This window comes from Bacillus sp. V33-4 (genome assembly GCF_002860225.1).
Taxonomy (GTDB): Bacteria; Bacillota; Bacilli; order Bacillales; family Cytobacillaceae; genus Bacillus_BJ; species Bacillus_BJ canaveralius.
This window is the reverse complement of the sequence record NZ_PGVC01000024.1, coordinates 44,768-64,018: the sequence shown is the minus strand read 5'-3', so window position 1 is coordinate 64,018 and position 19,251 is coordinate 44,768. Positions and strand designations below refer to the sequence as shown.

Annotated in this window: 20 protein-coding genes; 12 read left to right on the top strand and 8 right to left on the bottom strand. The window is 43.1% G+C overall.

The annotated features are described in order from the left end of the window. Window positions 1–6 precede the first annotated feature (6 nt). A complete protein-coding gene (locus tag CVD23_RS09580) occupies window positions 7–1,857 on the bottom strand; it encodes a transglycosylase domain-containing protein (protein WP_101665863.1) in 1,851 nt (616 codons plus the stop codon). Between the two features lie 81 nt (window positions 1,858–1,938). Further along, window positions 1,939–3,123: an MFS transporter gene (locus CVD23_RS09575; RefSeq protein ID WP_308314932.1), complete on the bottom strand. Its 1,185-nt coding sequence runs from the start codon at window positions 3,121–3,123 to the stop codon at window positions 1,939–1,941. Between the two features lie 277 nt (window positions 3,124–3,400). On the opposite strand from CVD23_RS09575, the gene kapD reads away from it, so the two are divergent. Further along, window positions 3,401–4,021: a 3'-5' exonuclease KapD gene (gene kapD / locus CVD23_RS09570; protein ID WP_101577239.1), complete on the top strand. Its 621-nt coding sequence runs from the start codon at window positions 3,401–3,403 to the stop codon at window positions 4,019–4,021. A gap of 74 nt (window positions 4,022–4,095) precedes the next feature. Here kapD and CVD23_RS09565 read toward each other — a convergent pair whose 3' ends face one another. Further along, a complete protein-coding gene (locus tag CVD23_RS09565) occupies window positions 4,096–4,473 on the bottom strand; it encodes a kinase-associated lipoprotein B (protein WP_180955614.1) in 378 nt (125 codons plus the stop codon). A gap of 217 nt (window positions 4,474–4,690) precedes the next feature. Between CVD23_RS09565 and CVD23_RS09560 the strand changes: the two genes are divergently transcribed. Next, a complete protein-coding gene (locus CVD23_RS09560) occupies window positions 4,691–4,897 on the top strand; it encodes a hypothetical protein (protein ID WP_101577456.1) in 207 nt (68 codons plus the stop codon). A gap of 512 nt (window positions 4,898–5,409) precedes the next feature. After that, window positions 5,410–6,186, top strand: coding sequence for a TerC family protein (locus CVD23_RS09555; RefSeq protein WP_101577237.1), 777 nt, complete (start codon window positions 5,410–5,412; stop codon window positions 6,184–6,186). A 46-nt stretch (window positions 6,187–6,232) separates the two neighbouring features. On the opposite strand, the gene CVD23_RS09550 is transcribed toward CVD23_RS09555, so the two are convergent. After that, window positions 6,233–7,399, bottom strand: a complete 1,167-nt coding sequence (locus tag CVD23_RS09550; RefSeq protein WP_101577236.1) for a MalY/PatB family protein — start codon at window positions 7,397–7,399, stop codon at window positions 6,233–6,235. An 84-nt stretch (window positions 7,400–7,483) separates the two neighbouring features. On the opposite strand from CVD23_RS09550, the gene CVD23_RS09545 reads away from it, so the two are divergent. Beyond that, complete coding sequence (locus CVD23_RS09545; RefSeq protein WP_101577235.1) at window positions 7,484–7,744, top strand: DUF1871 family protein; 261 nt, start codon at window positions 7,484–7,486, stop codon at window positions 7,742–7,744. A gap of 62 nt (window positions 7,745–7,806) precedes the next feature. Here CVD23_RS09545 and CVD23_RS09540 read toward each other — a convergent pair whose 3' ends face one another. Then, a complete protein-coding gene (locus CVD23_RS09540; protein ID WP_101577234.1) occupies window positions 7,807–8,634 on the bottom strand; it encodes an alpha/beta fold hydrolase in 828 nt (275 codons plus the stop codon). Between the two features lie 204 nt (window positions 8,635–8,838). Here CVD23_RS09540 and CVD23_RS09535 point away from each other — a divergent pair, with 204 nt between their 5' ends. Both CVD23_RS09535 and CVD23_RS09530 read left to right on the top strand, forming a co-directional pair. Further along, on the top strand, window positions 8,839–9,339 hold the full coding sequence (locus tag CVD23_RS09535) for an Lrp/AsnC family transcriptional regulator (RefSeq protein WP_101577455.1): 501 nt from the start codon (window positions 8,839–8,841) through the stop codon (window positions 9,337–9,339). After that, the gene (locus CVD23_RS09530) at window positions 9,339–10,508 is read left to right on the top strand and encodes an aminotransferase (RefSeq protein WP_101577233.1); all 1,170 of its coding nucleotides are present in this window, start codon (window positions 9,339–9,341) and stop codon (window positions 10,506–10,508) included. Before CVD23_RS09535 ends, CVD23_RS09530 begins: the two co-directional genes overlap by 1 nt. A gap of 107 nt (window positions 10,509–10,615) precedes the next feature. On the opposite strand, the gene CVD23_RS09525 is transcribed toward CVD23_RS09530, so the two are convergent. Next, on the bottom strand, window positions 10,616–10,990 hold the full coding sequence (locus CVD23_RS09525; RefSeq protein WP_101577232.1) for a helix-turn-helix domain-containing protein: 375 nt from the start codon (window positions 10,988–10,990) through the stop codon (window positions 10,616–10,618). A 328-nt stretch (window positions 10,991–11,318) separates the two neighbouring features. Between CVD23_RS09525 and yugI the strand changes: the two genes are divergently transcribed. After that, complete coding sequence (yugI, locus tag CVD23_RS09520; protein ID WP_101577231.1) at window positions 11,319–11,723, top strand: S1 domain-containing post-transcriptional regulator GSP13; 405 nt, start codon at window positions 11,319–11,321, stop codon at window positions 11,721–11,723. A gap of 310 nt (window positions 11,724–12,033) precedes the next feature. Then, window positions 12,034–13,230 carry an ornithine--oxo-acid transaminase gene (locus CVD23_RS09515; RefSeq protein WP_101577230.1) on the top strand — a complete coding sequence of 399 codons (1,197 nt, stop codon included), beginning with the start codon at window positions 12,034–12,036 and terminating at the stop codon, window positions 13,228–13,230. A gap of 63 nt (window positions 13,231–13,293) precedes the next feature. Here CVD23_RS09515 and CVD23_RS09510 read toward each other — a convergent pair whose 3' ends face one another. Then, on the bottom strand, window positions 13,294–13,527 hold the full coding sequence (locus tag CVD23_RS09510) for a DUF378 domain-containing protein (protein WP_101577229.1): 234 nt from the start codon (window positions 13,525–13,527) through the stop codon (window positions 13,294–13,296). Window positions 13,528–13,695: 168 nt separating this feature from the next. Between CVD23_RS09510 and CVD23_RS09505 the strand changes: the two genes are divergently transcribed. The 3 genes from CVD23_RS09505 to CVD23_RS09495 all read left to right on the top strand — a co-directional run bounded on the left by CVD23_RS09505 (window position 13,696) and on the right by CVD23_RS09495 (window position 16,862). Continuing rightward, window positions 13,696–14,859, top strand: coding sequence for an iron-containing alcohol dehydrogenase (locus CVD23_RS09505; protein ID WP_101577228.1), 1,164 nt, complete (start codon window positions 13,696–13,698; stop codon window positions 14,857–14,859). A 155-nt stretch (window positions 14,860–15,014) separates the two neighbouring features. Next, window positions 15,015–16,364 (top strand): glucose-6-phosphate isomerase, encoded by a 1,350-nt coding sequence (locus tag CVD23_RS09500; protein WP_101577227.1) that lies wholly within the window; start codon window positions 15,015–15,017, stop codon window positions 16,362–16,364. Between the two features lie 93 nt (window positions 16,365–16,457). Then, window positions 16,458–16,862, top strand: coding sequence for a YugN-like family protein (locus tag CVD23_RS09495; protein WP_101665861.1), 405 nt, complete (start codon window positions 16,458–16,460; stop codon window positions 16,860–16,862). 12 nt (window positions 16,863–16,874) lie between these two features. On the opposite strand, the gene CVD23_RS09490 is transcribed toward CVD23_RS09495, so the two are convergent. Further along, window positions 16,875–17,867 (bottom strand): potassium channel family protein, encoded by a 993-nt coding sequence (locus tag CVD23_RS09490; RefSeq protein ID WP_101577225.1) that lies wholly within the window; start codon window positions 17,865–17,867, stop codon window positions 16,875–16,877. Between the two features lie 383 nt (window positions 17,868–18,250). Here CVD23_RS09490 and CVD23_RS09485 point away from each other — a divergent pair, with 383 nt between their 5' ends. Then, window positions 18,251–19,234, top strand: a complete 984-nt coding sequence (locus CVD23_RS09485) for a Gfo/Idh/MocA family protein (RefSeq protein WP_101577224.1) — start codon at window positions 18,251–18,253, stop codon at window positions 19,232–19,234. The last annotated feature ends 17 nt before the right edge of the window (window positions 19,235–19,251 follow it).

Genomic DNA, 19,251 nt, shown 5'->3' with positions numbered 1-19,251 from the left:
CCTAATTTATTTAACAATATCACGCCAGATCATCAGCTGGGGCGCCTGGTTTTGCAGTGACTCAATGCTTTCCGGCTGATCCTTGCCGACCCAAACTCCAGCAGTTAAATCGTCCGCATAGCCGACAAACCAAAGATCTTTAAAATGATTGGTTGTTCCGGTTTTCCCTCCTGCTGCCCGGTTTGGCAGGTACGCTTTTCGTGCGGTCCCGGAGGACAGCGTTTTTTGCAAAAGCTGATCAACCGTTTCAATCGTTTGTTGACTCCAAATCTGTACGGGCTGGTCATTCCAGGCATAAAGGATTTTTCCGTTTCGATCGGTAATCTTTCGAATCGTTCTTGGAGTCCGATAATGGCCGCCATTCGGGAAAACTGTATAAGCGCCCGTTAATTCGAGCGGTGTCATCCCGTACGTGAAACCACCAACAGCTGCAGGCAAGACGTGGTCATCACTAACCACTTGTTTGAAATGAAAATGATCAATATCGGCAAAGCCCTCTTGAATGCCGATTTTATCAAGCAGCCTGACAGCCGGAGTATTATAGGAATGGATAAAAGCCTGCTCGATTGGGACCCGTCCGTAGGTGGCCCCGTCGTAGTTTTCCGGGCAATAATTTTTGTTGCAATATCGGCCTGCATCGACATTTTCCGAAGCAGAAGCCTTTGTTCTTTCAAAGTATGGGGCGTAGACGAGCAGCGGTTTTATGGCTGATCCTGGTTGCCGGTAAGCCTGATAAGCGCGATGAAAATCATATTTTTGATAATTTTTACCACCGGATAAGGCGATAATTTCCATGTCGCGATGGCGGATTACCGCTGCTGCTCCCTGGGCATCGATATTCCCTAAATGATTCTGGACTGCCTGTACCGTTTTTTCCTGGATTCCAGCGTCCAGCGCCGTATGGATGATAATTCCGGAGGACAGCAGATCGTCCACTTTTGCAGCCAGTTCCTCTTCGAGAATTGCCTGTTCTTGTTCAGATGCTTCAGCAAATCGGGCATCGTAGCCGTCCTGCTGGGCGACGAGCCTATGCAGTTCATCTTCTACATAGGCAGTATAGTCCGGAAACTGGTCGACGCGTTTTTTTATATGGAGAACGATCGGCTCCCCTTTTATTTGCTCCGCCTCCGACCCGCCGATAAGGCCGCTGTGTTGAAGCAGGCCAATCAGTCTTTCCTGGCGCAGTTTTGTGTGATCAAAATGTTCAATAGGATCGTAATAGGAGGGGTTGTTCGGGATCGCTGCAAGGAAAGCTAACTCCCCCTTTGTTAGCTGGGCTGTGTTTTTATTAAAATAAAAACCTGCTGCTGCTTCAATTCCGTATGCCCCGTTTTGAAAATAAATGGCATTGATATAAAGCTCCAGTATTTGATCCTTTGAGAAGGTCCGTTCGAGTTGATATGCATATAAAATCTCGCTGAGCTTGCGGTTATAGGTTTTATTATGGCTTAAGTATAAGTTTCGGGCGACCTGCTGGGTGATCGTACTTGCACCCTGTTCGATCCCGTCTTCTTTAATATTGACCGTCAAAGCCCGCCCAATTGCAGTTAAATCAAACCCTGGATGTTCATAAAAATTTTGGTCTTCACTGACAATAAATATGTCTTTTAGAAAGGCCGGGATCTGTTCAAAAGGCAAAAAAACTCTGTTCTCCGGATTGTAAAGCTCGGTTGCGATGCTGCCATTTCCGGCCAGGATCAGGCTTTTTTGCTTTAAATTTGTTTCTTCAACATGTATATCTTCTAAGATCGTATCCAGGCTTTTTGCCTTTTTTGTTTCTTGCGTCGCATAAAAGACTGTACCAATTAATAAAGGGAAAAGAATCGAAATGATGAAGTAGCCGCTTAATGTCCGCAAATTGTTATCCCGTTCCTTCTAAAATATAAGAATATCTATAGCGCAATTAAAATGAGCTTAGCTTTTCTGTAAACTATTAATTCAGGAAGAGGACTGGGCCAGCTCTCCTGATTTTCTAACACTCCACCATAATAAGCCAAAAGCAGCAACGAATAAAGCACTTGTTACAAAAAAGACGGTAGAAATGCCAAATAATCCGGAGAGCAATCCACCCATTGCCGGCCCTATTACGTTCCCCATAAATTGAAACGAAACATTATAACCAAGGATTTCTCCTTGCATTGCAAGTGGTGCCATCTGGCGGATGTAAGCGGTGATGCATGGAATCACCCCACCGATCGCGACGCCAAATAAAAATCTACACAAGATAAGCTGCCATAATGACTCGACAAGCCCCTGAGGTATAAACAGCAGGGCTGAGAGGACGAGCAGGATCATTAAAACCCGGTCATGTCCAGCTGAATCACCAAGCTTTCCCCAGCTTCGTGTAAAAAGCAGGTCTCCAAAGCCGGTTGCCGAGAATGCCAGCCCGGCCAGAAAAGCGATATTGCTAGAATGATTTAATTGATTGACGTAAAGGGCAAGCAACGGTTGGATACTAAAGTTGGCTGTGTTGACAAGCAAAGACAAAATCATAATTGTAAGCAATACCCGGTTATGAAAAATATGGCTTACAACATCCTTCCGTGAAAACGACTTTCCATAATCTGCCGCTTTTTCACGCCGTTTCTCCTTTATACCTACTGCAACTAACACCGTGGCCAGAGCGATTACAAACGAAGTAATCAAAAACGTATATTGAAACCCGAATATATCGGCCATCATTCCACCGATCAGCGGTCCCAACAAGCTTCCGGATACAGTCCCCATTTGTAAGGTTCCCAACGTTTTCCCGGCAACTTCCTTTCTTGTTTGCGATGAAATGAGTGCTAGTGATGTCGGGATAAACCCGGTGACAACCCCCATCGCAAGCCGCAGGATAAATAATCCCTGCACAGAATCAACCAGGCCCATTAAAAAAATGCACGAAGCAATTCCAAAGCCAGTAATGATGAGGATTGGTTTGTACCCGTGCTTGTCTCCAAACCGTCCCCATAATGGAGAAATGAAAAACGCAGCTAAAAATGTAATACCAAAGACGAATCCGGACCAACGCTGTACATAATCATCACTAAATGCTCCCATTGTTTCAATATATAGGGATAAAAAAGGCAAGATCATCGTGGCGCTTGCAGCGACTAAAAAATTCGCAAACCACATAATCATCAGGTTTCTTCGTTGTAACTGAATTATAAACACCTTCTTGTTGGAATTTTTCCACAGTTAATTTCTGGATATCGTTAATAAAATATTTCGTCTATCTAAATATTAATTTTAATAAAAAAATCCTTTAATTGAAAGTCTGCAATAAAAAAATAGGGAAAAATAATGCAGAAAATTTAAAAATTTAAAATTGAACATGATATAATAATTTAAAACAATCGCTGTATCGAACTTTAATTCACGGAATTGGTTGATTCACAAGGGGAAAGCAGGTGAATAAGTGAAGGAGAAGCACCGGTATTTATTTATTGATTTTGAGTTTACAATGCCAGATCGAAAAGGCAAGTTAACAGGGTTTTACCCGGAAATTATTGAAGCGGGTATCGTCATCGTAGAAGAGGAGAATATTTTCGAGAAATTTTCTTCATTTGTTATCCCGTTGCGCTTCCCCAAATTAACAGACCGCTGCAAATCGTTTTTACATATTTCACAGGCACAGGTGAATCAGGGAGTTTCTTTTTATGAACTGATTAAAAAATTGGAGCATTTGGATCGGGGAGCTTCAAGCACGGTTGTCACATGGGGAAATATGGATATGAGGGTACTTCGCCAAAATTGTGCAAAGGCCGGGTTGCCATTTCCTTTTTCCGGGAAGGAAATCGACTTATCGATGGAATACAAACAATTCTTTGGAGACCAAAACCAGACGGGTTTATGGAAGGCAGTCCAGGAGTACGGAAAGGAAGGGACAGGCAAACACCATCGCGCTTTAGATGACGCCATGACCACATACAGCATTTTCCGTTTGGTCGAAAAGGATAAGCAATATTTACAGAAGCCAACTCCCACGACGATCGGTGATCGCGTTGATTTTTCCAAGCTGTTAAATAAGTTCGCCTAAAAAGCCAAATCCCCTGTAATTGGAGATTTGGCTTTTTAGTTAATGAGCATGCATGATGACACAGACGAGAATGTTCATTTAAAATAATCTTTTTCTAATGATTCAAGATTTCTTAAGCTCAGTTCGGTCCATTTGGAACTGTCATTGGCTAGTTCTTCCTTCATTTTCGCGATTGCCGCCCGCAACGATTCATCATAGTCGGGCATGTCATCGGCAAAAGGCTTGACCATTTGCTTCGTAATGTTTGCTTGTTCCCGGTGGGCAAGCGCACGTCTTTCGTGGAAGAAAACTCCTTCAGCTTCATTCGGGTTATGTAAATCACCCTGCTTCGGATGCTTTAAAACAGCAAGGACTCTCACTAAGTAATGCGCGGGCCGAACATCAGTAATCTCCCCTGCATATTTTCCCGTCTTATAATGGGCTGTTACCTTATCGCCAATTTGTAATTCCACGACTGCTCTCCTCCTTGGATTAAATCTCTGAAAGTGTAAATAGCTTATTCATATGGTATCATAATAACCTGAATCCGCAGTTGTTCAAATTCTCGGAACGGGATTGAATGTAAAATTGGGGTCTCCCGCTGGTTTTTGTAAAAAAGACCGGAGCCCGGCCGTTCGCGTTATAATAGATGAATGGAACCCTGCCCCGGCAGAAAGGAAGAAACAGACGATGCAATGGTATGTGCTTTCCCTCTTTTTATATTTTCCCGAAGATAAATCTGAATATATCCCCTCGGCTATTACGCTTGTCGTCTTCTTGATTGCGGCCATTTTAACGATGAGATTCATAATAAATGTCTCCAAACGGGAAGCCCGCAAAACGGAGGAGCTTGAAAAAAGAATAAACGAACAAAACCAACGAAACAAAGACCGTTAACATGGCTCTGCGTCTTTTTTCAGATGTTCCTGATCAATTAACTGCAACACCAAAATAATTTAGCTGTATAAGATGATAGATGGGTCGGTGCTCATAGAGCTAATTTTCTAAAAATCAACCAGATTATCGGAATTGACTTGACTTTTCAGAACAGTTTCCTTTATATTTATATTAATTCAATAATCCTTTTTAAAGGGGAGTAGCTGGACAATAAAGTCGTCATTTCGGGATACATATCTCCGGCTTTATTGGCAACCTTACCGTTGTTAGCAAGACCTTTACAGACATGTGTAAAGGTCTTTTTGTATGTTTCGGGCCTTTACATGAGTAAAGGCCTTTTTTCATTGCCCGGGACTACAACTATGCTTTGTTTTCTTGGTATGGGGTAATTCATTATTATGTTCACCTGTTGTTAACCCGACATATGAGATTGCCTTTTTGTATCTGCAAGGCCGGTGGGAAAAATCTATTTGACTGCCAGCAAATAATAAAATTCAAGGAGGAATTTTTTCATGGATGTATCAATTTTACTGGAATACGGCTGGGTATTACTTGTCCTAATTGCACTTGAAGGACTTCTGGCTGCTGACAATGCATTGGTTTTGGCTATTATGGTGAAACACCTTCCTGAGGAGGAGAGGAAAAAAGCGCTCTTCTATGGTCTTTTCGGAGCTTTTATTTTCCGCTTCGGGTCACTGTTTATCATTTCCTTCCTTGTCGACGTATGGCAAGTACAGGCAATCGGAGCTCTTTACCTTCTCTTTATTGCCATTAACCATATTGTCCGTAAGTTCGTCATAAATAAGGACAGAACTGAAGTGAAAAAAGAGGAAAAGAAGGGATCAAGCTTCTGGGCGACCGTTTTTAAAGTTGAATTGGCGGATATTGCATTTGCGGTCGATTCGATTTTAGCCGCTGTTGCGCTGGCTGTGACGCTTCCGAACACGCCACTCCCACAGATTGGAGGACTTGACGGCGGGAAATTCCTCGTCATTTTCGCTGGAGGTTTAATAGGTCTAATCATCATGCGCTTCGCAGCCAATTATTTTGTAACACTGTTGCAGCGCAGGCCGGGGCTGGAAATCGCTGCATTTATGATCGTCGGCTGGGTCGGGGTCAAGCTTGCCGTTTATACTCTGTCCCATCCGGCACTGAGTGTCCTGCCCGAAGCATTTGCGAAATCTTCCGAATGGAAAATCAGCTTTTACGTTGTCTTAATTTTAATTGCGGTTGGCGGTTGGTTTTTATCAAAAGATAAGCAAGTCCAAGCTGGTGAAAAAGCTTCATAATACAATTAAAACACCCAAAGCCGCTAATAGCTTTGGGTGTTTTAAATTATGCAAATGCTTTCGTAAACCGCTCCAATCCTTCGATCAGAACTTCGCGCTGGCAGCCGATGTTCATCCGGACAAACCCTTCCCCGCCCTGGCGAAACTTGCTGCCTGGTTCAAGGGCAAGTTTGCCCTTTTCCAAAAGCCGATCTTGTAATTGTTCATCTGTTAGCCCAAGCGGACGGCAATCAATCCATAATAGGTATGTTGATTCAGGCTCAATTAATCGGAACCGGGGCAGGTGTTCCTGAAAATACTTTTTGGCGATTCCAACATTTCCCTGCAAATAGTCAAGCAAACTATCAAGCCATGGTTCACCGTAGCGGAAAGCGGCTTCCATAGCTAGTGTTCCAAATGTGTTTAAACTGAAAAATCCTTGGCGCTGCTGGGCTTCCCGAAATTGCTCTCTCAGTTTCTCATTTTTAATGATCAGGGCCGCTGCTTGCAATCCTGCTAAGTTAAACGTTTTTGAAGGGGCGATACAAGTGATGACATGGCTGCTGAACGGTTCAAAGGATGCAATCGGAATATGGCGATAGGGTGAGAAAACCAAATCGGAATGAATTTCATCAGAAAGAATGAGGCAGTCGTATTTGACACATAGTCTGCCGATCTCTGTCAGTTCTTCTTCATTCCAAACTCGCCCACCCGGGTTGTGCGGGCTGCATAACAGGAATAGCTTTACGCCCTGTTTTAGGCATTCTTCAAAATCAGTAAAATTGATCTCGTATTGCGAGCCTGTGAGTTGAAGAGGAGAGTTGACAACAATGCGGTCATTTTTTTCGACCATTTCAAAAAACGGATAGTATACTGGTGATTGAAGCATCACTTTATCACCGGGAACCGTAAATGCTTGAATGGCTGTGCTGATTGCCGGAACAACTCCGGAAGCATATAAAAGCCATGATCGGTTTATTTGCCAATCGTGCCGTTTGTAGAGCCAGCTTTGGATCGCTTTGGAAACAGAAGGCGGCACATATGTGTAGCCGTAGATGCCATGTTCAATTCGTTTCGCCAGCGCTTTCTGGACCTCTTCGGGCGGGCGGAAGTCCATATCGGCGACCCACATCGGCAAAAGATCATCCGAACCAAAAACTTCCTTTGTCATTCCCCATTTTACAGACGCAGTGTTAACGCGATCGATTTTTTCATGAAAATCATAGCCTGCCATCTTTTCACCCTCTATCATGTTTTTATCTACTGATACTAATATGATAAGATATGAACGTCAAAAGTTAAAATAATAGGTGATTATATGCAAACCCAACAAATAAATTTACGTCTTGTCGATGTTTTAAACAGCTGGGATCCTTTTCATTGCGGTGAGGGCGGATATGACACGGAGATTGCCGATGTAGTCCAGGCCGTGCATGACGAAGATGATGCCAACAAGCTTGCCAGAAAAATTCAGAGCATATACGAATTTTCATTCGAACAGATCATTCAACTGGACGACTGCAGAAAAATTGCCGTCGCTTTGCTGGAAATTAAGGGTCAGGGATCTTGCTCAGTATAGCGGCGAAAGGGCTGACCGGATACAACACCGGCCGGCCCTTTTGCATGTGAAACGAGCCTTTTTCACCCGGTAAGAAACTTCTTAATATAGTGGTAAACCTCAGCGGGTCTTTCTTCAGGAACAAGATGTCCGGTATCTTTCAAGACGACGAGCTTGGAATGCTGTAAATCTTTATGCAATTTCCTGCCGACGCGGAGCGGAACAACCTTGTCATGCTCACCCCAGATCAAAAGGCACGGAGTTTCAATTTCCCTAAGCACATTGGATGGTAAATCGCCTTCGCGGTCACGGATCATTCTTGTTAATGCTTTGAAAATATTTTCGTCCAGGAAAGGCTGAAGATAGCCGTTCTCCATCTCCTCATCAATCAGCGATCGGTTGTGGACGACATTCTCCAAGTTGGTCCTCAGCCCCGATTTTTCAAGGCGCCGCTTCACAAATACATGGAAAAACGGAAGATAGCTGGAAAAGACGAGCGGTATTTTTGAAGGGCTGAGATAACCGGAACTGCATAGCAAAACCGCTTTGTCCGCAAGATCTGGACGGTAGTGAAGCATATTTAACGTGATTTGTCCGCCCATTGAGTGGCCAATAATGTTGAAGTTATTGATGTTAAGCGACTCCAGCAGGCCGATGATCGTGCGGGCGATATTTTGATACGAGTAATGAAAGTTACGCGACTTACCGCTTTTTCCAAACGGGGGGAAATCTATCGAGATTACGCTGTAATCATTCTTCAGCAGCGGAACTAATCTGCGGAAGCTGAAACTCGAAGAAAGAAACCCATGCAGCAGCACAATGGTTTCACAAGACTGTGTATTTAGGTAATACTCATAATAAACGTCATTCCCGTTGATTCTTTTTGTTTCGGCTGCAGCAGTTGGGACCATTTTAATCTTCTCCTTGAAAATCTTTTTACCGTTAATTTCCCTTAGCTTTTCCACTATACACATAAAAGATTATCATTTTCTAAAATAATGACAGTATTATTTTTTAAAAGGCACATAAAAAAAATAAATAAAAGGAATCTATTTTGATCGAAAATTTTGCTATAATGAACATATTTTATAAAGCAGAATTGAGGGATGGATTCGATGCATTTAACCGATAAGGAATTAGAGATTGTTGAAATATTGGAAAAGGATGCGAGAATACCGATTGCTGACCTTGAAAAAATGGTTGGTTTAAAAGCAGGCGAAGCAGAAGACATTCTTGCTAAATTAGAAGAAGCAAAGATCATTGTCCGCTATGCGTCTATGATCGACTGGTCGAAGGTTGAGGGACATGAAGGTGTAACAGCGATGATTGATGTAAAGGTAACACCGAAGCGGGGAGTGGGATTTGACGGCGTAGCCGAGAGGATTTATCGCTTTAAAGAGGTGAAATCTGTTTATTTGATGTCGGGTGCATATGATCTGTCTGTGATTGTCGAAGGCAGGTCGATGAATGAAGTGGCCAGATTTGTTTCGGAAAAACTATCAACTTTGGAATCCGTGATTTCGACGACGACGCACTTTATATTGAAGAAATATAAGCATGACGGCACGGTATTTGAACAACAAGATGAAGATAAGCGCATCGTGGTGTCCCCTTGATGAAGCAAAAGACTGCATATGTATCAAAAACCGTTGGCCAGTTAAAGCCTTCCGGAATCCGCCGTTTTTTTGATCTTGCTGCCGGCATGGAAGGAGTCATTTCTCTTGGGGTTGGCGAGCCGGATTTTGTAACTTCATGGTCTGTAAGAGAAGCAGCGATTCTTTCGCTTGAACAAGGATATACCTCCTATACGGCCAATGCCGGGTTATTGGAGCTTCGCGAAGAGATTAGTTATTATATGGAAAAACAATTTGAAGTTCGCTATGCTCCCGATTCAGAAATTATTGTGACAGTCGGTGCAAGTCAGGCGCTTGATATTGCGCTGCGGGCGGTGCTCGATCCCGGTGATGAAGCGATCGTGATTGAACCGTGTTTTGTTTCCTATGCGCCTCTGGTGACAATGGCTGGAGGAGTTCCTGTCCATGTCCAGTCATTAAAGGAAAATGATTTCAAAATCCAGCCTTCCCAGTTGGAAGAGGCTGTCACTGAAAGAACGAAAATCATCATGCTCTGCTCCCCAAATAACCCGACGGGAACCCTGTTAAGCAAAAGTGAGCTTGAAGGAATTGCCGCTATTGCGGAGAAGTATGATTTGCTCGTTTTGTCCGATGAAATTTATGCTGAGCTTGTTTATGATGAAAAATATGCCTCGATGGCTGCGATCAGTCACATGCAGGAGCGTACAATCGTTGTGTCCGGTTTTTCGAAGGGGTTTGCGATGACCGGTTGGCGGCTCGGATTTGTTTGTGCGCCGGAAGAAATATGTGCAGCGATGCTGAAAATCCATCAATATGCAATGATGTGTGCGCCAACGATGGCGCAGCATGCGGCGATCGAAGCATTAAAAAACGGCAGCGGAGATGTTGAGGAAATGCGCAAAAGCTACAGGCGCAGGCGAAACTACTTTGTCCACTCCCTAACGGAAATCGGCCTTGAATGCCATGTTCCAGGCGGAGCATTTTATGCTTTTCCATCAATAGAAAAAACGGGACTTTCTTCAGAGCAATTTGCAGAACAGCTGCTGATAATGGAAAAGGTCGCTGTCGTTCCGGGCAATGTATTTGGGGATAGTGGAGAAGGACATGTACGCTGCTCTTATGCTTCTTCAATGGAGCAGCTCCAGGAAGCGCTGAAACGCATCAATCGCTTTGTTGACTCGATTTGTTAGTTCAAGCAATAAAAAAAAGAGGCTTAACCATTCAGGTTAACCTCAACAAAAAAAGGGGGGAATACTAGAAAGCCTTACGATATCAGGCTTTCCAGTCCCCCTTTTTTTTATACGTCGTTGTTTACTTTTTTGTGTTTAATCTCATAGAGCATTTGCATAGCACGCAGAAAATCATCCTCAGAGAATTCCTTTGCTTTCCTCAGAATCAGCTTTGCTTTTTTCGTGCCAATTTCTTTTACTAACTGTTCTATTTCATGATCGATGCCGGAAGGATTTGTTTGATAGGCTTTTTCAAGAAGTTCCGATGCAGGTGTATCAAGGGCTGTAGAGATTTTTAAAATAGTTTGTATGTCCGGAAGCTTTTCCCCTGATTCATATTTTTCAATTGTTCCCGTTCCCACCCTGACTTTCATCGCAAGCTCCTGCTGGCTTAAATTTCGCCTTTCCCGGCTCATTTTGATGTTTTCACCAATTGCGGACATACCTCTCTCTCCTTTCAAGGACCTGTTTTAAGTTTATTTTATCATGAAGGCAGGCAAAATTCGGGTGTTCGAGGTGAACATTCAGTTACATAATCCTGCTCAATTTTAAATAAAATGCATGTTAAGCGGTGCTTTTTTTGGAAAGCCCAGTATTTACTACTCATAATCGATAAAGAGTAGTGGTGCGGTTTTTGAATGAAATCCGCGTTTAATCCTGCCGGAAATGTGGAAAAAACCTAATATCCCTTTGATAACAGGGTCCTTCTGTGATATAATTTTTAATTGCGTATAAAAAAGAGTAAATAAATTTATATTTAGGAGTGTTTCTATGTCAGAAAAAATCGAAACAGGAAGTGTCATAACAGGAAAGGTAACTGGTATACAGCCATACGGCGTGTTTGTGGCGCTTGACGAAAATACCCAGGGACTTGTTCATATTTCAGAAATTACCCACGGGTATGTAAAGGATATTAACGAACATTTAAAGGTCGGAGATGAAGTTAAGGTTAAAGTGTTGTCGGTCGACGAAGCTGCAGGCAAAATCGGTCTTTCAATCCGTGCAACAGAAGAAGCCCCTGTCCAACAGGAGGCCAAACCGAAAAAAGCCGCTCGTAAGCGCCAGCCTACTCTGCAACAGCAAACAGAAGAATCACCGCAAGGATTCAATACGTTAAAAGACAAGCTGGAAGAGTGGATTGAGCAGTCACAGCGTGAAGATTTAATTAAAAAGTAAGTTGGAAAAACCGGGGATATCTCGGTTTTTTTTATACTTTTTTTCAGACGGCCAAAGTGTGCAAGAATTGATATATCCACGAAAATAATGCCTCGCCAGCGAGCAATATAGTGCATAAAGAAGTGGACGTTTCGTTATGCAGGAAAAGGTGCTCCCGACCGAGAATAGGGTAAAATAAGCGAAGCATCTACAAACAACAGACGGTCTGCGTTACAATGAACTGAGTGGGATATGTCGCAGGATCGACAAGGTCACTGGACTGACCAGTTATTTTGCGGGGCTAAGTGAACAGGGAAATGGAGGAATTAATATGACAGAAACGAAAACGCGGGAGTTAATCGAACAAACTGAAAAATATGGGGCTAACAATTATCATCCACTGTCAATTATCATTTCAAAAGCCGAGGGTGTCTGGGTAGAAGATCCGGAAGGGAAAAAGTATATGGACATGTTAAGCGCTTACTCGGCGCTCAACCAGGGACATCGCCATCCGCGTATTATCGAAGCCTTAAAAGACCAGGCTGATAAGGTAACCTTGACTTCACGCGCATTCCATAATGATCAGCTTGGCCCATGGTATGAAAAGATTTGTACACTAACAAATAAAGAAATGGCACTGCCGATGAATACCGGGGCAGAAGCGGTTGAAACCGCCATCAAAGCGGCCCGCCGCTGGTCATATGATGTGAAAGGCATTGCCGAAGACAAAGCAGAAATTATTGCCTGCACCGGAAATTTTCATGGCCGGACAATGACGGCTGTTTCACTTTCATCAGAAGACGAATATAAACGCGGGTTCGGTCCGCTGCTCCCGGGTATAAAATTAATTCCTTACGGTGATTTGGACGCGCTCAAACAGGCGATTACTCCAAACACAGCGGCTTTTTTAATTGAGCCGATACAGGGCGAAGCAGGAATTATTATTCCGCCGGAGGGCTTTATGAAGCAGGCATATGAGCTTTGTAAACAAAATAATGTCTTATTGATTGCAGACGAAATTCAATCAGGCTTAGCCCGCTCCGGAAAGATGTTTGCGTGCGAATGGGAAGACGTCGTCCCTGACATGTATATTCTCGGAAAAGCACTCGGCGGCGGAGTTTTTCCTATTTCATGCGTAGTGGCAAACAAAGATGTGCTTGGTGTATTTAATCCAGGCTCACATGGTTCAACTTTTGGCGGAAACCCGATTGCTTGTGCGGTTTCAGTAGCTTCACTCGATGTCCTGATTGATGAGAATTTGGCCGAACGCTCGAAAAAGCTTGGCGATTATTTCATCTCAAAGCTAAAAGAGATTGATAACCCAATCATCAGGGACGTTCGCGGCCGGGGCTTATTTATCGGAGTCGAACTAAATGAACCAGCAAGAAAATACTGTGAGCAGTTGAAAGAAGAGGGGTTGCTCTGCAAGGAAACGCATGATACAGTGATTCGCTTTGCTCCTCCTCTTGTCATCAGCCAAGAAGATCTTGACTGGGCGATTGAGCGAATTAAAAAAGTTTTAATGTGATCCATAACACAAAGAAAACGCCTTGCCAACTCTGGCAAAGCGTTTTCTCTATGTTTTTAAAGGTTAACGGCTGGGATTTGTTCCCGCTTGACGCTCAGCTTGTTCACTTGGTGCGAACAGAAGACCTAGATTGATAAGACCAGCAATCCCTACTAAACCGTAAATAATTCGTGACAAGGCGGAATCCTGACCGCCAAAAATAGCTGCAACTAAATCAAATTGGAAAAAACCGACTAAACCCCAGTTAATCGCACCAATGATAGTAAGTACTAGAGCAATACGTTGAATTGTACTCATGAAGTTTCCTCCTTTTAATGGATTCTTTTATAGAGTGATACAGCCTTACTTAATTTATTCATACAAGGCTATGTTTTTTGTTTATCCAAATGTGCTTTGTGAAAAACGTCTTTTTTGCATTGTTGGCACATAGGGGGGATAATAAAGTAAAAAGGAGGCTGAATCATTTTGCAAAATTTTACATATTGGAACCCTACAAAATTAATTTTTGGCAGAAACCAACTGGAACAGTTAAAAAATGAGATTCCCCAATACGGAAACAAAGTTCTGCTTGTATATGGCGGCGGAAGTATTAAGCGAAGCGGATTATATGACAGAGTGGTCAAGTATTTGCAAGAAATCGGTGCAGATATTCACGAATTGTCTGGTGTGGAGCCAAATCCACGCCTGTCCACTGTTCATAAAGGAGTAGAGATTTGCAAAAAGGAAAAAATTGATTTCATATTGGCTGTTGGCGGCGGCAGTGTCATTGATTGTACGAAAGCTATTGCAGCAGGTGCAAAATATGATGGAGATGCATGGGATCTTGTTACAAAAAAGGCAGCTGCAGAAGACGCGCTTCCGTTTGGAACTGTATTAACATTGGCCGCGACGGGATCTGAAATGAACGCCGGCTCGGTGATTACGAACTGGGAAACGAATGAAAAATATGGCTGGGGCAGCCCGGCTGTCTTCCCGAGATTTTCAATTCTTGAACCGGAAAATACTTTTACAGTTCCGAGAGATCAAACGATTTACGGGATTGTTGATATGATGTCACATGTGTTCGAACATTATTTTCATCCCGAGGAAAATACGCTTCTCCAGGATCGCATGTGTGAATCTTTGTTGATTACTGTTATGGAAACAGCTCCAAAGCTTTTAGAAGATCTGGAAAACTATGAGCACAGGGCGACGATTCTATACTGTGGAACGATGGCACTGAACGGAATGCTATCAATGGGTTATCGCGGTGACTGGGCAACCCACAATATTGAACATGCTGTATCAGCTGTTTATGATATCCCTCATGGCGGCGGACTGGCTATTTTGTTCCCCAACTGGATGAAGCACAATCTGAAGGTCAAGCCGGAACGCTTTGCACAGCTCGCTGTTCGGGTATTTGGTGTCAATCCAGAAGGGAAAACAGTTGAAGAAACAGCACTCGAAGGCATTGAAAAGCTTCGTGAATTCTGGAACAGCATTGGCGCTCCTGCCCATTTAGCCGATTATGATATTGATGACAGCCAGTTGGATGTTATGGCAGACAAAGCAATGGTCAATGGAGAGTTCGGCAACTTTAAAAAGTTGAACCGCGAGGATGTACTCGCAATATATAGAGCTTCTTTATAAAGAAATGCATGGAAGGATTCAGCATTGTTGCTGGGTCCTTTTTTAAGAGTAAAAAATATGTCATAATTGGACGCGCTTACATTATCGGCTGTTTCTTGATATTCCGAACAGCATTCGTTAAAGTGGTAAATGAATAAATACGAGGAGGATCAGATATGACACACGTTCGTTTTGATTACTCGAAAGCATTAAGTTTCTTTGGCGAACATGAACTTACATACTTAAGAGATCAGGTAAAAGTTGCCCATCATTCCCTTCATGAGCAAACGGGAGCGGGCAGCGACTTTTTGGGCTGGATTGACCTGCCTGTTGATTATGATAAAGAAGAATTTTCACGCATTCAAAAAGCGGCACAAAAAATTAAAGCGGATTCCGACGTATTGCTTGTGATTGGTATCGGCGGTTCTTACCTGGGAGCCCGGGCTGCAATCGAAATGCTGCAGCACAGCTTTTATAATGCCCTTCCAAAAGAAAAAAGAAGCACGCCGCAAATTTTGTTTGTCGGCAACAACATCAGTTCAACATACATGAACGATGTCATCGATCTGCTCGATGGCAAAGACTTTTCTATTAACGTTATTTCAAAATCGGGTACGACCACAGAACCGGCGATTGCCTTCCGGATTTTCCGCAAGCTTTTAGAAGAAAAGTATGGAGCCGCGGCAGCCCGCAAACGCATTTATGCGACAACAGACAAAGAAAGAGGTGCGTTAAAAACTCTGGCATCTGAAGAAGGCTACGAATCCTTCGTTATTCCTGATGACGTCGGCGGCCGATACTCAGTACTGACCGCTGTAGGTTTGCTTCCGATTGCAGCAAGCGGGGCAGACATTGAAGCAATGATGCAGGGTGCTGCCAAGGCGCGCGAGGATTTCAGCCATTCCGAGCTTGAAGAAAACGCTGCTTACCAATACGCAGCTGTGCGCAACATCCTTTATAACAAAGGAAAAACGATTGAAATGTTGGTCAACTATGAACCGGGGCTCCAATATTTCGCAGAATGGTGGAAGCAGCTGTTTGGCGAAAGTGAAGGGAAAGACCAAAAAGGAATTTTCCCTTCATCAGCCAACTTCTCTACCGACCTTCATTCGCTGGGGCAATATGTACAGGAAGGGCGCCGAGACCTGTTTGAAACGATCATTAAGGTTGAGACACCGCGCCATGAACTTACGATCGAAGCGGCCGACAGCGACTTGGACGGCTTGAATTATCTTGCCGGTAAAAGTGTTGATTTCGTCAACAACAAGGCGTTTGAAGGGACGATGCTTGCCCATACAGATGGAGGCGTTCCAAATTTAATTGTATCCATTCCGAAGCAGGATGAATTCACTTTTGGCTATCTTGCCTATTTCTTTGAAAAGGCCTGTGCAATGAGCGGCTATTTATTGGGGGTAAATCCATTTGACCAACCAGGAGTTGAAGCTTACAAAGTGAATATGTTTGCGCTTCTTGGCAAGCCAGGTTTTGAAGAGAAGAAAGCGGAGCTTGAAAAACGCTTAAAATAACGTTTCACTGCAAAAAACACGAAGCTAGAAAAGATTATGAAATCCACCGGATTGGAGAACCTAAGGGGAAAACTCCGAGAGGGTGGATTTTTCATGATAGAAATACCGTCCAAAGCCGAGGGAATGCATTTTGATTTATTTAAGCTTGAAAGGCTGCTAAAGCCGCTCGGCTATACGATTGGCAGTGGCTGGGACTATGACCATGGCTCGTTTGATTATAAAATTGATGATGACGGCTATCAGTTTTTACGCGTGCCATTCCGGGCTATTGATGGCCAGCTTGATTCAAATGGCTGCACCGTGGCAATTGGAAGGCCGTTCCTTCTTTCACATAAATACCAGCAGGGTATTGATGACCATGCCGTCACGGGCAATATGACAGCAGCTTTCAACCAGTTTTCCGAACCTGTCGATAAAGACGCAAATTTTCCCGAAAAGTATGTTGATATCGGAAAATCACTCGTGAATGAGTTGGAATCAACCTTGTTTGCAGATTAGGAATTGATGTGGTTAACTGACAATCTCAAGCAGCTGATCGTTACGTTCAATCGTAAACGGATGGGGAGGGTTAATATATGTTTCTTTGCCTCTTTTTACCCCCACGATTAATATTCCGTTAGCGAGCATTTCTGCCGCAGCATCCATAAATGTTTTGCCGATCAATTGGTCCGTTACTCCGCTGAAGGTAAGTCTGCTTCCTTCAAGCTGGCTAAGCAACTCGAGGATCGAGCCCATTTTTTCCTGGGAGGTGAGGCCGTGGATCATCACAAAGCTGGTCAGGCTATTTGTCCGGATTATTTCATCGGCTCCGGCGCGTTTTGCATTGGCAACTTGCTCCGACGTTAAAATCTCGACAATGCAAGTCAGCTCGGGACGAATCCCTTTTATCGAGAGCAGAGTTAAAATTGAATTCATATCTGCCTGAAGCTCATCTTTATTTTGATCAGCTGTAATTAACACCTTTCCAGCGCCATTTATATTGGCTTTATGCAGTATTTCATCTTGGTTGGCCCTCCCCTTTAAAAAATGAAGTTGCCGCATTGATAAAGGCTTTTTTTGCAATGTCTCATCAATTAAAATGATTTGCATATGTTTGTCAGTGTTTAAAATACTTTGAATGATTTCCTTTGACCGTTCATTCCACCCAATTATGATAATATGTCCCATGCCCCGATATACGGCCTTTCCATCGATATATTCATTATGCTTTTTCACGGTTGTCGCTGTAATCGTTACAAAATAGGACGATAACAAACCTGCACCGACGAGAATAAGCAGGACGCCGACGATTCTTCCCCAAAAACTTTCAGGTGCGTAATCACCATAGCCCACAGTCGAAGCGGTGATAATTGCCCACCAAATTCCATCAAAAATAGACGGGAAATTTTGCGGCTCGATCAAATGAATAATCGCGCCAAAAGTAACGATCACAAGCAGGGCGATCATCAAAATCCGGATAAGGAGCGGCAGACGTAAAAAATTCGAATAAAGATGCTGCTGCAAGCACTCTCACCTCAAAAGAATAGTATGAACACATTATTGACGAAAAGCTTCAATAAGATAATTGTATCTAATTTATAATTTGAATGTAATAAGCTAAACGGAAAAAAGAATGGAGTTGTCTACATTTTAAATATCTGTTTGTTTTCAATTAATTTACCTTGTGAAATTCATTCACCTAAGATTCATTTGCTAGAGCATTGCTATTATTCTTCATTATATTGCTGGTAAATTGGACAATATATGGTTGAAGTGGAGGCCTTCAGCACATACCGGAGGTTTTTCCTTTTTCTTTTCACTGCAGAGGTGGAAAAGATAGCAAAGAACCTGTTATTCTTATAATTGAATGACCTTACATATATTGATTATTCCGAGGAGGAACTGAAATGGTGCGATTTGGCGTTGTTGGGACAAACTGGATTACAGAAGAATTTATCAAAGCGGCAAGCGAAGTAGAGGATTTTGTGTTAACTGCGGTGTATTCGCGGACAGAGGAAAAGGCAAAGGAATTCGCAAGGAAATTTGGCGTTGTCCATACTTTCACTGATTTAGAAAGCATGGCGGACAGCGGGGAGATTGACGCGGTTTATATTGCAAGTCCCAACTCGCTCCATGGAAAACAGGCGATCATCTTCATGAATCATGGCAAGCACGTTTTATGTGAAAAGCCGATCGCTTCAAATAGTAAGGAAATAGCAGAAATGATGACGGCCGCAAAGAAAAACGGGGTGCTGCTGATGGAAGCCTTAAAATCAACATTGCTCCCGAATTTTAAAGCTGTACAAGAAAACCTCACCAAAATTGGAACAGCGCGAAGGTATTTCGCGAGTTATTGTCAATACTCATCCCGTTATGATGCCTACAAATCCGGGAACATTTTAAACGCCTTTAAACCGGAGTTTTCGAACGGGGCGATCATGGATATTGGCATTTATTGCGTTTATCCGCTTGTTGTTTTGTTTGGCAAACCGGATGAAGTGAAGGCAACCGGACTGCTGCTTGAATCCGGAGTCGACGGTGAGGGCAGCTTGGTGCTCAAATATAAAGACATGGATGCAGTGATCATGTATTCAAAAATAACGAATTCTGCTCTTCCCGCCGAAATCCAGGGTGAAAATGGCAATATTGTGATTGATAAGATCAATATTCCCGAAAAAGCAGAAATCCACTATCGGGATGGTTCTGTTGAAAATATTACGCGGAATCAGGATCGAAATTCAATGTATTATGAGGCGAAGGAATTTATTGACTTAATTCAAAGCGGACAGACAGAATCTCAAACAAATTCCCTGGCAAACTCTGCGGCAGTTATCGAAATCCTCGATGAGGTCCGACGCCAGGTCGGGGTTGTTTTTCCCGCTGATAAATAAGCTGGCCGGAAAAGTAA

Bases quoted from the DNA above. Each gene is read 5' to 3' on its own strand.
- CVD23_RS09575 (WP_308314932.1), bottom strand. From the start codon at position 3,123: ATGATTATGTGGTTTGCGAATTTTTTAGTCGCTGCAAGCGCCACGATG.
- CVD23_RS09560 (WP_101577456.1), top strand. From the start codon at position 4,691: ATGCAATGGTATGTGCTTTCCCTCTTTTTATATTTTCCCGAAGATAAA.
- CVD23_RS09555 (WP_101577237.1), top strand. From the start codon at position 5,410: ATGGATGTATCAATTTTACTGGAATACGGCTGGGTATTACTTGTCCTA.
- CVD23_RS09550 (WP_101577236.1), bottom strand. From the start codon at position 7,399: ATGGCAGGCTATGATTTTCATGAAAAAATCGATCGCGTTAACACTGCG.
- CVD23_RS09545 (WP_101577235.1), top strand. From the start codon at position 7,484: ATGCAAACCCAACAAATAAATTTACGTCTTGTCGATGTTTTAAACAGC.
- CVD23_RS09540 (WP_101577234.1), bottom strand. From the start codon at position 8,634: ATGGTCCCAACTGCTGCAGCCGAAACAAAAAGAATCAACGGGAATGAC.
- CVD23_RS09535 (WP_101577455.1), top strand. From the start codon at position 8,839: ATGCATTTAACCGATAAGGAATTAGAGATTGTTGAAATATTGGAAAAG.
- CVD23_RS09530 (WP_101577233.1), top strand. From the start codon at position 9,339: ATGAAGCAAAAGACTGCATATGTATCAAAAACCGTTGGCCAGTTAAAG.
- CVD23_RS09525 (WP_101577232.1), bottom strand. From the start codon at position 10,990: ATGTCCGCAATTGGTGAAAACATCAAAATGAGCCGGGAAAGGCGAAAT.
- yugI (WP_101577231.1), top strand. From the start codon at position 11,319: ATGTCAGAAAAAATCGAAACAGGAAGTGTCATAACAGGAAAGGTAACT.
- CVD23_RS09515 (WP_101577230.1), top strand. From the start codon at position 12,034: ATGACAGAAACGAAAACGCGGGAGTTAATCGAACAAACTGAAAAATAT.
- CVD23_RS09510 (WP_101577229.1), bottom strand. From the start codon at position 13,527: ATGAGTACAATTCAACGTATTGCTCTAGTACTTACTATCATTGGTGCG.
- CVD23_RS09500 (WP_101577227.1), top strand. From the start codon at position 15,015: ATGACACACGTTCGTTTTGATTACTCGAAAGCATTAAGTTTCTTTGGC.
- CVD23_RS09495 (WP_101665861.1), top strand. From the start codon at position 16,458: ATGATAGAAATACCGTCCAAAGCCGAGGGAATGCATTTTGATTTATTT.
- CVD23_RS09485 (WP_101577224.1), top strand. From the start codon at position 18,251: ATGGTGCGATTTGGCGTTGTTGGGACAAACTGGATTACAGAAGAATTT.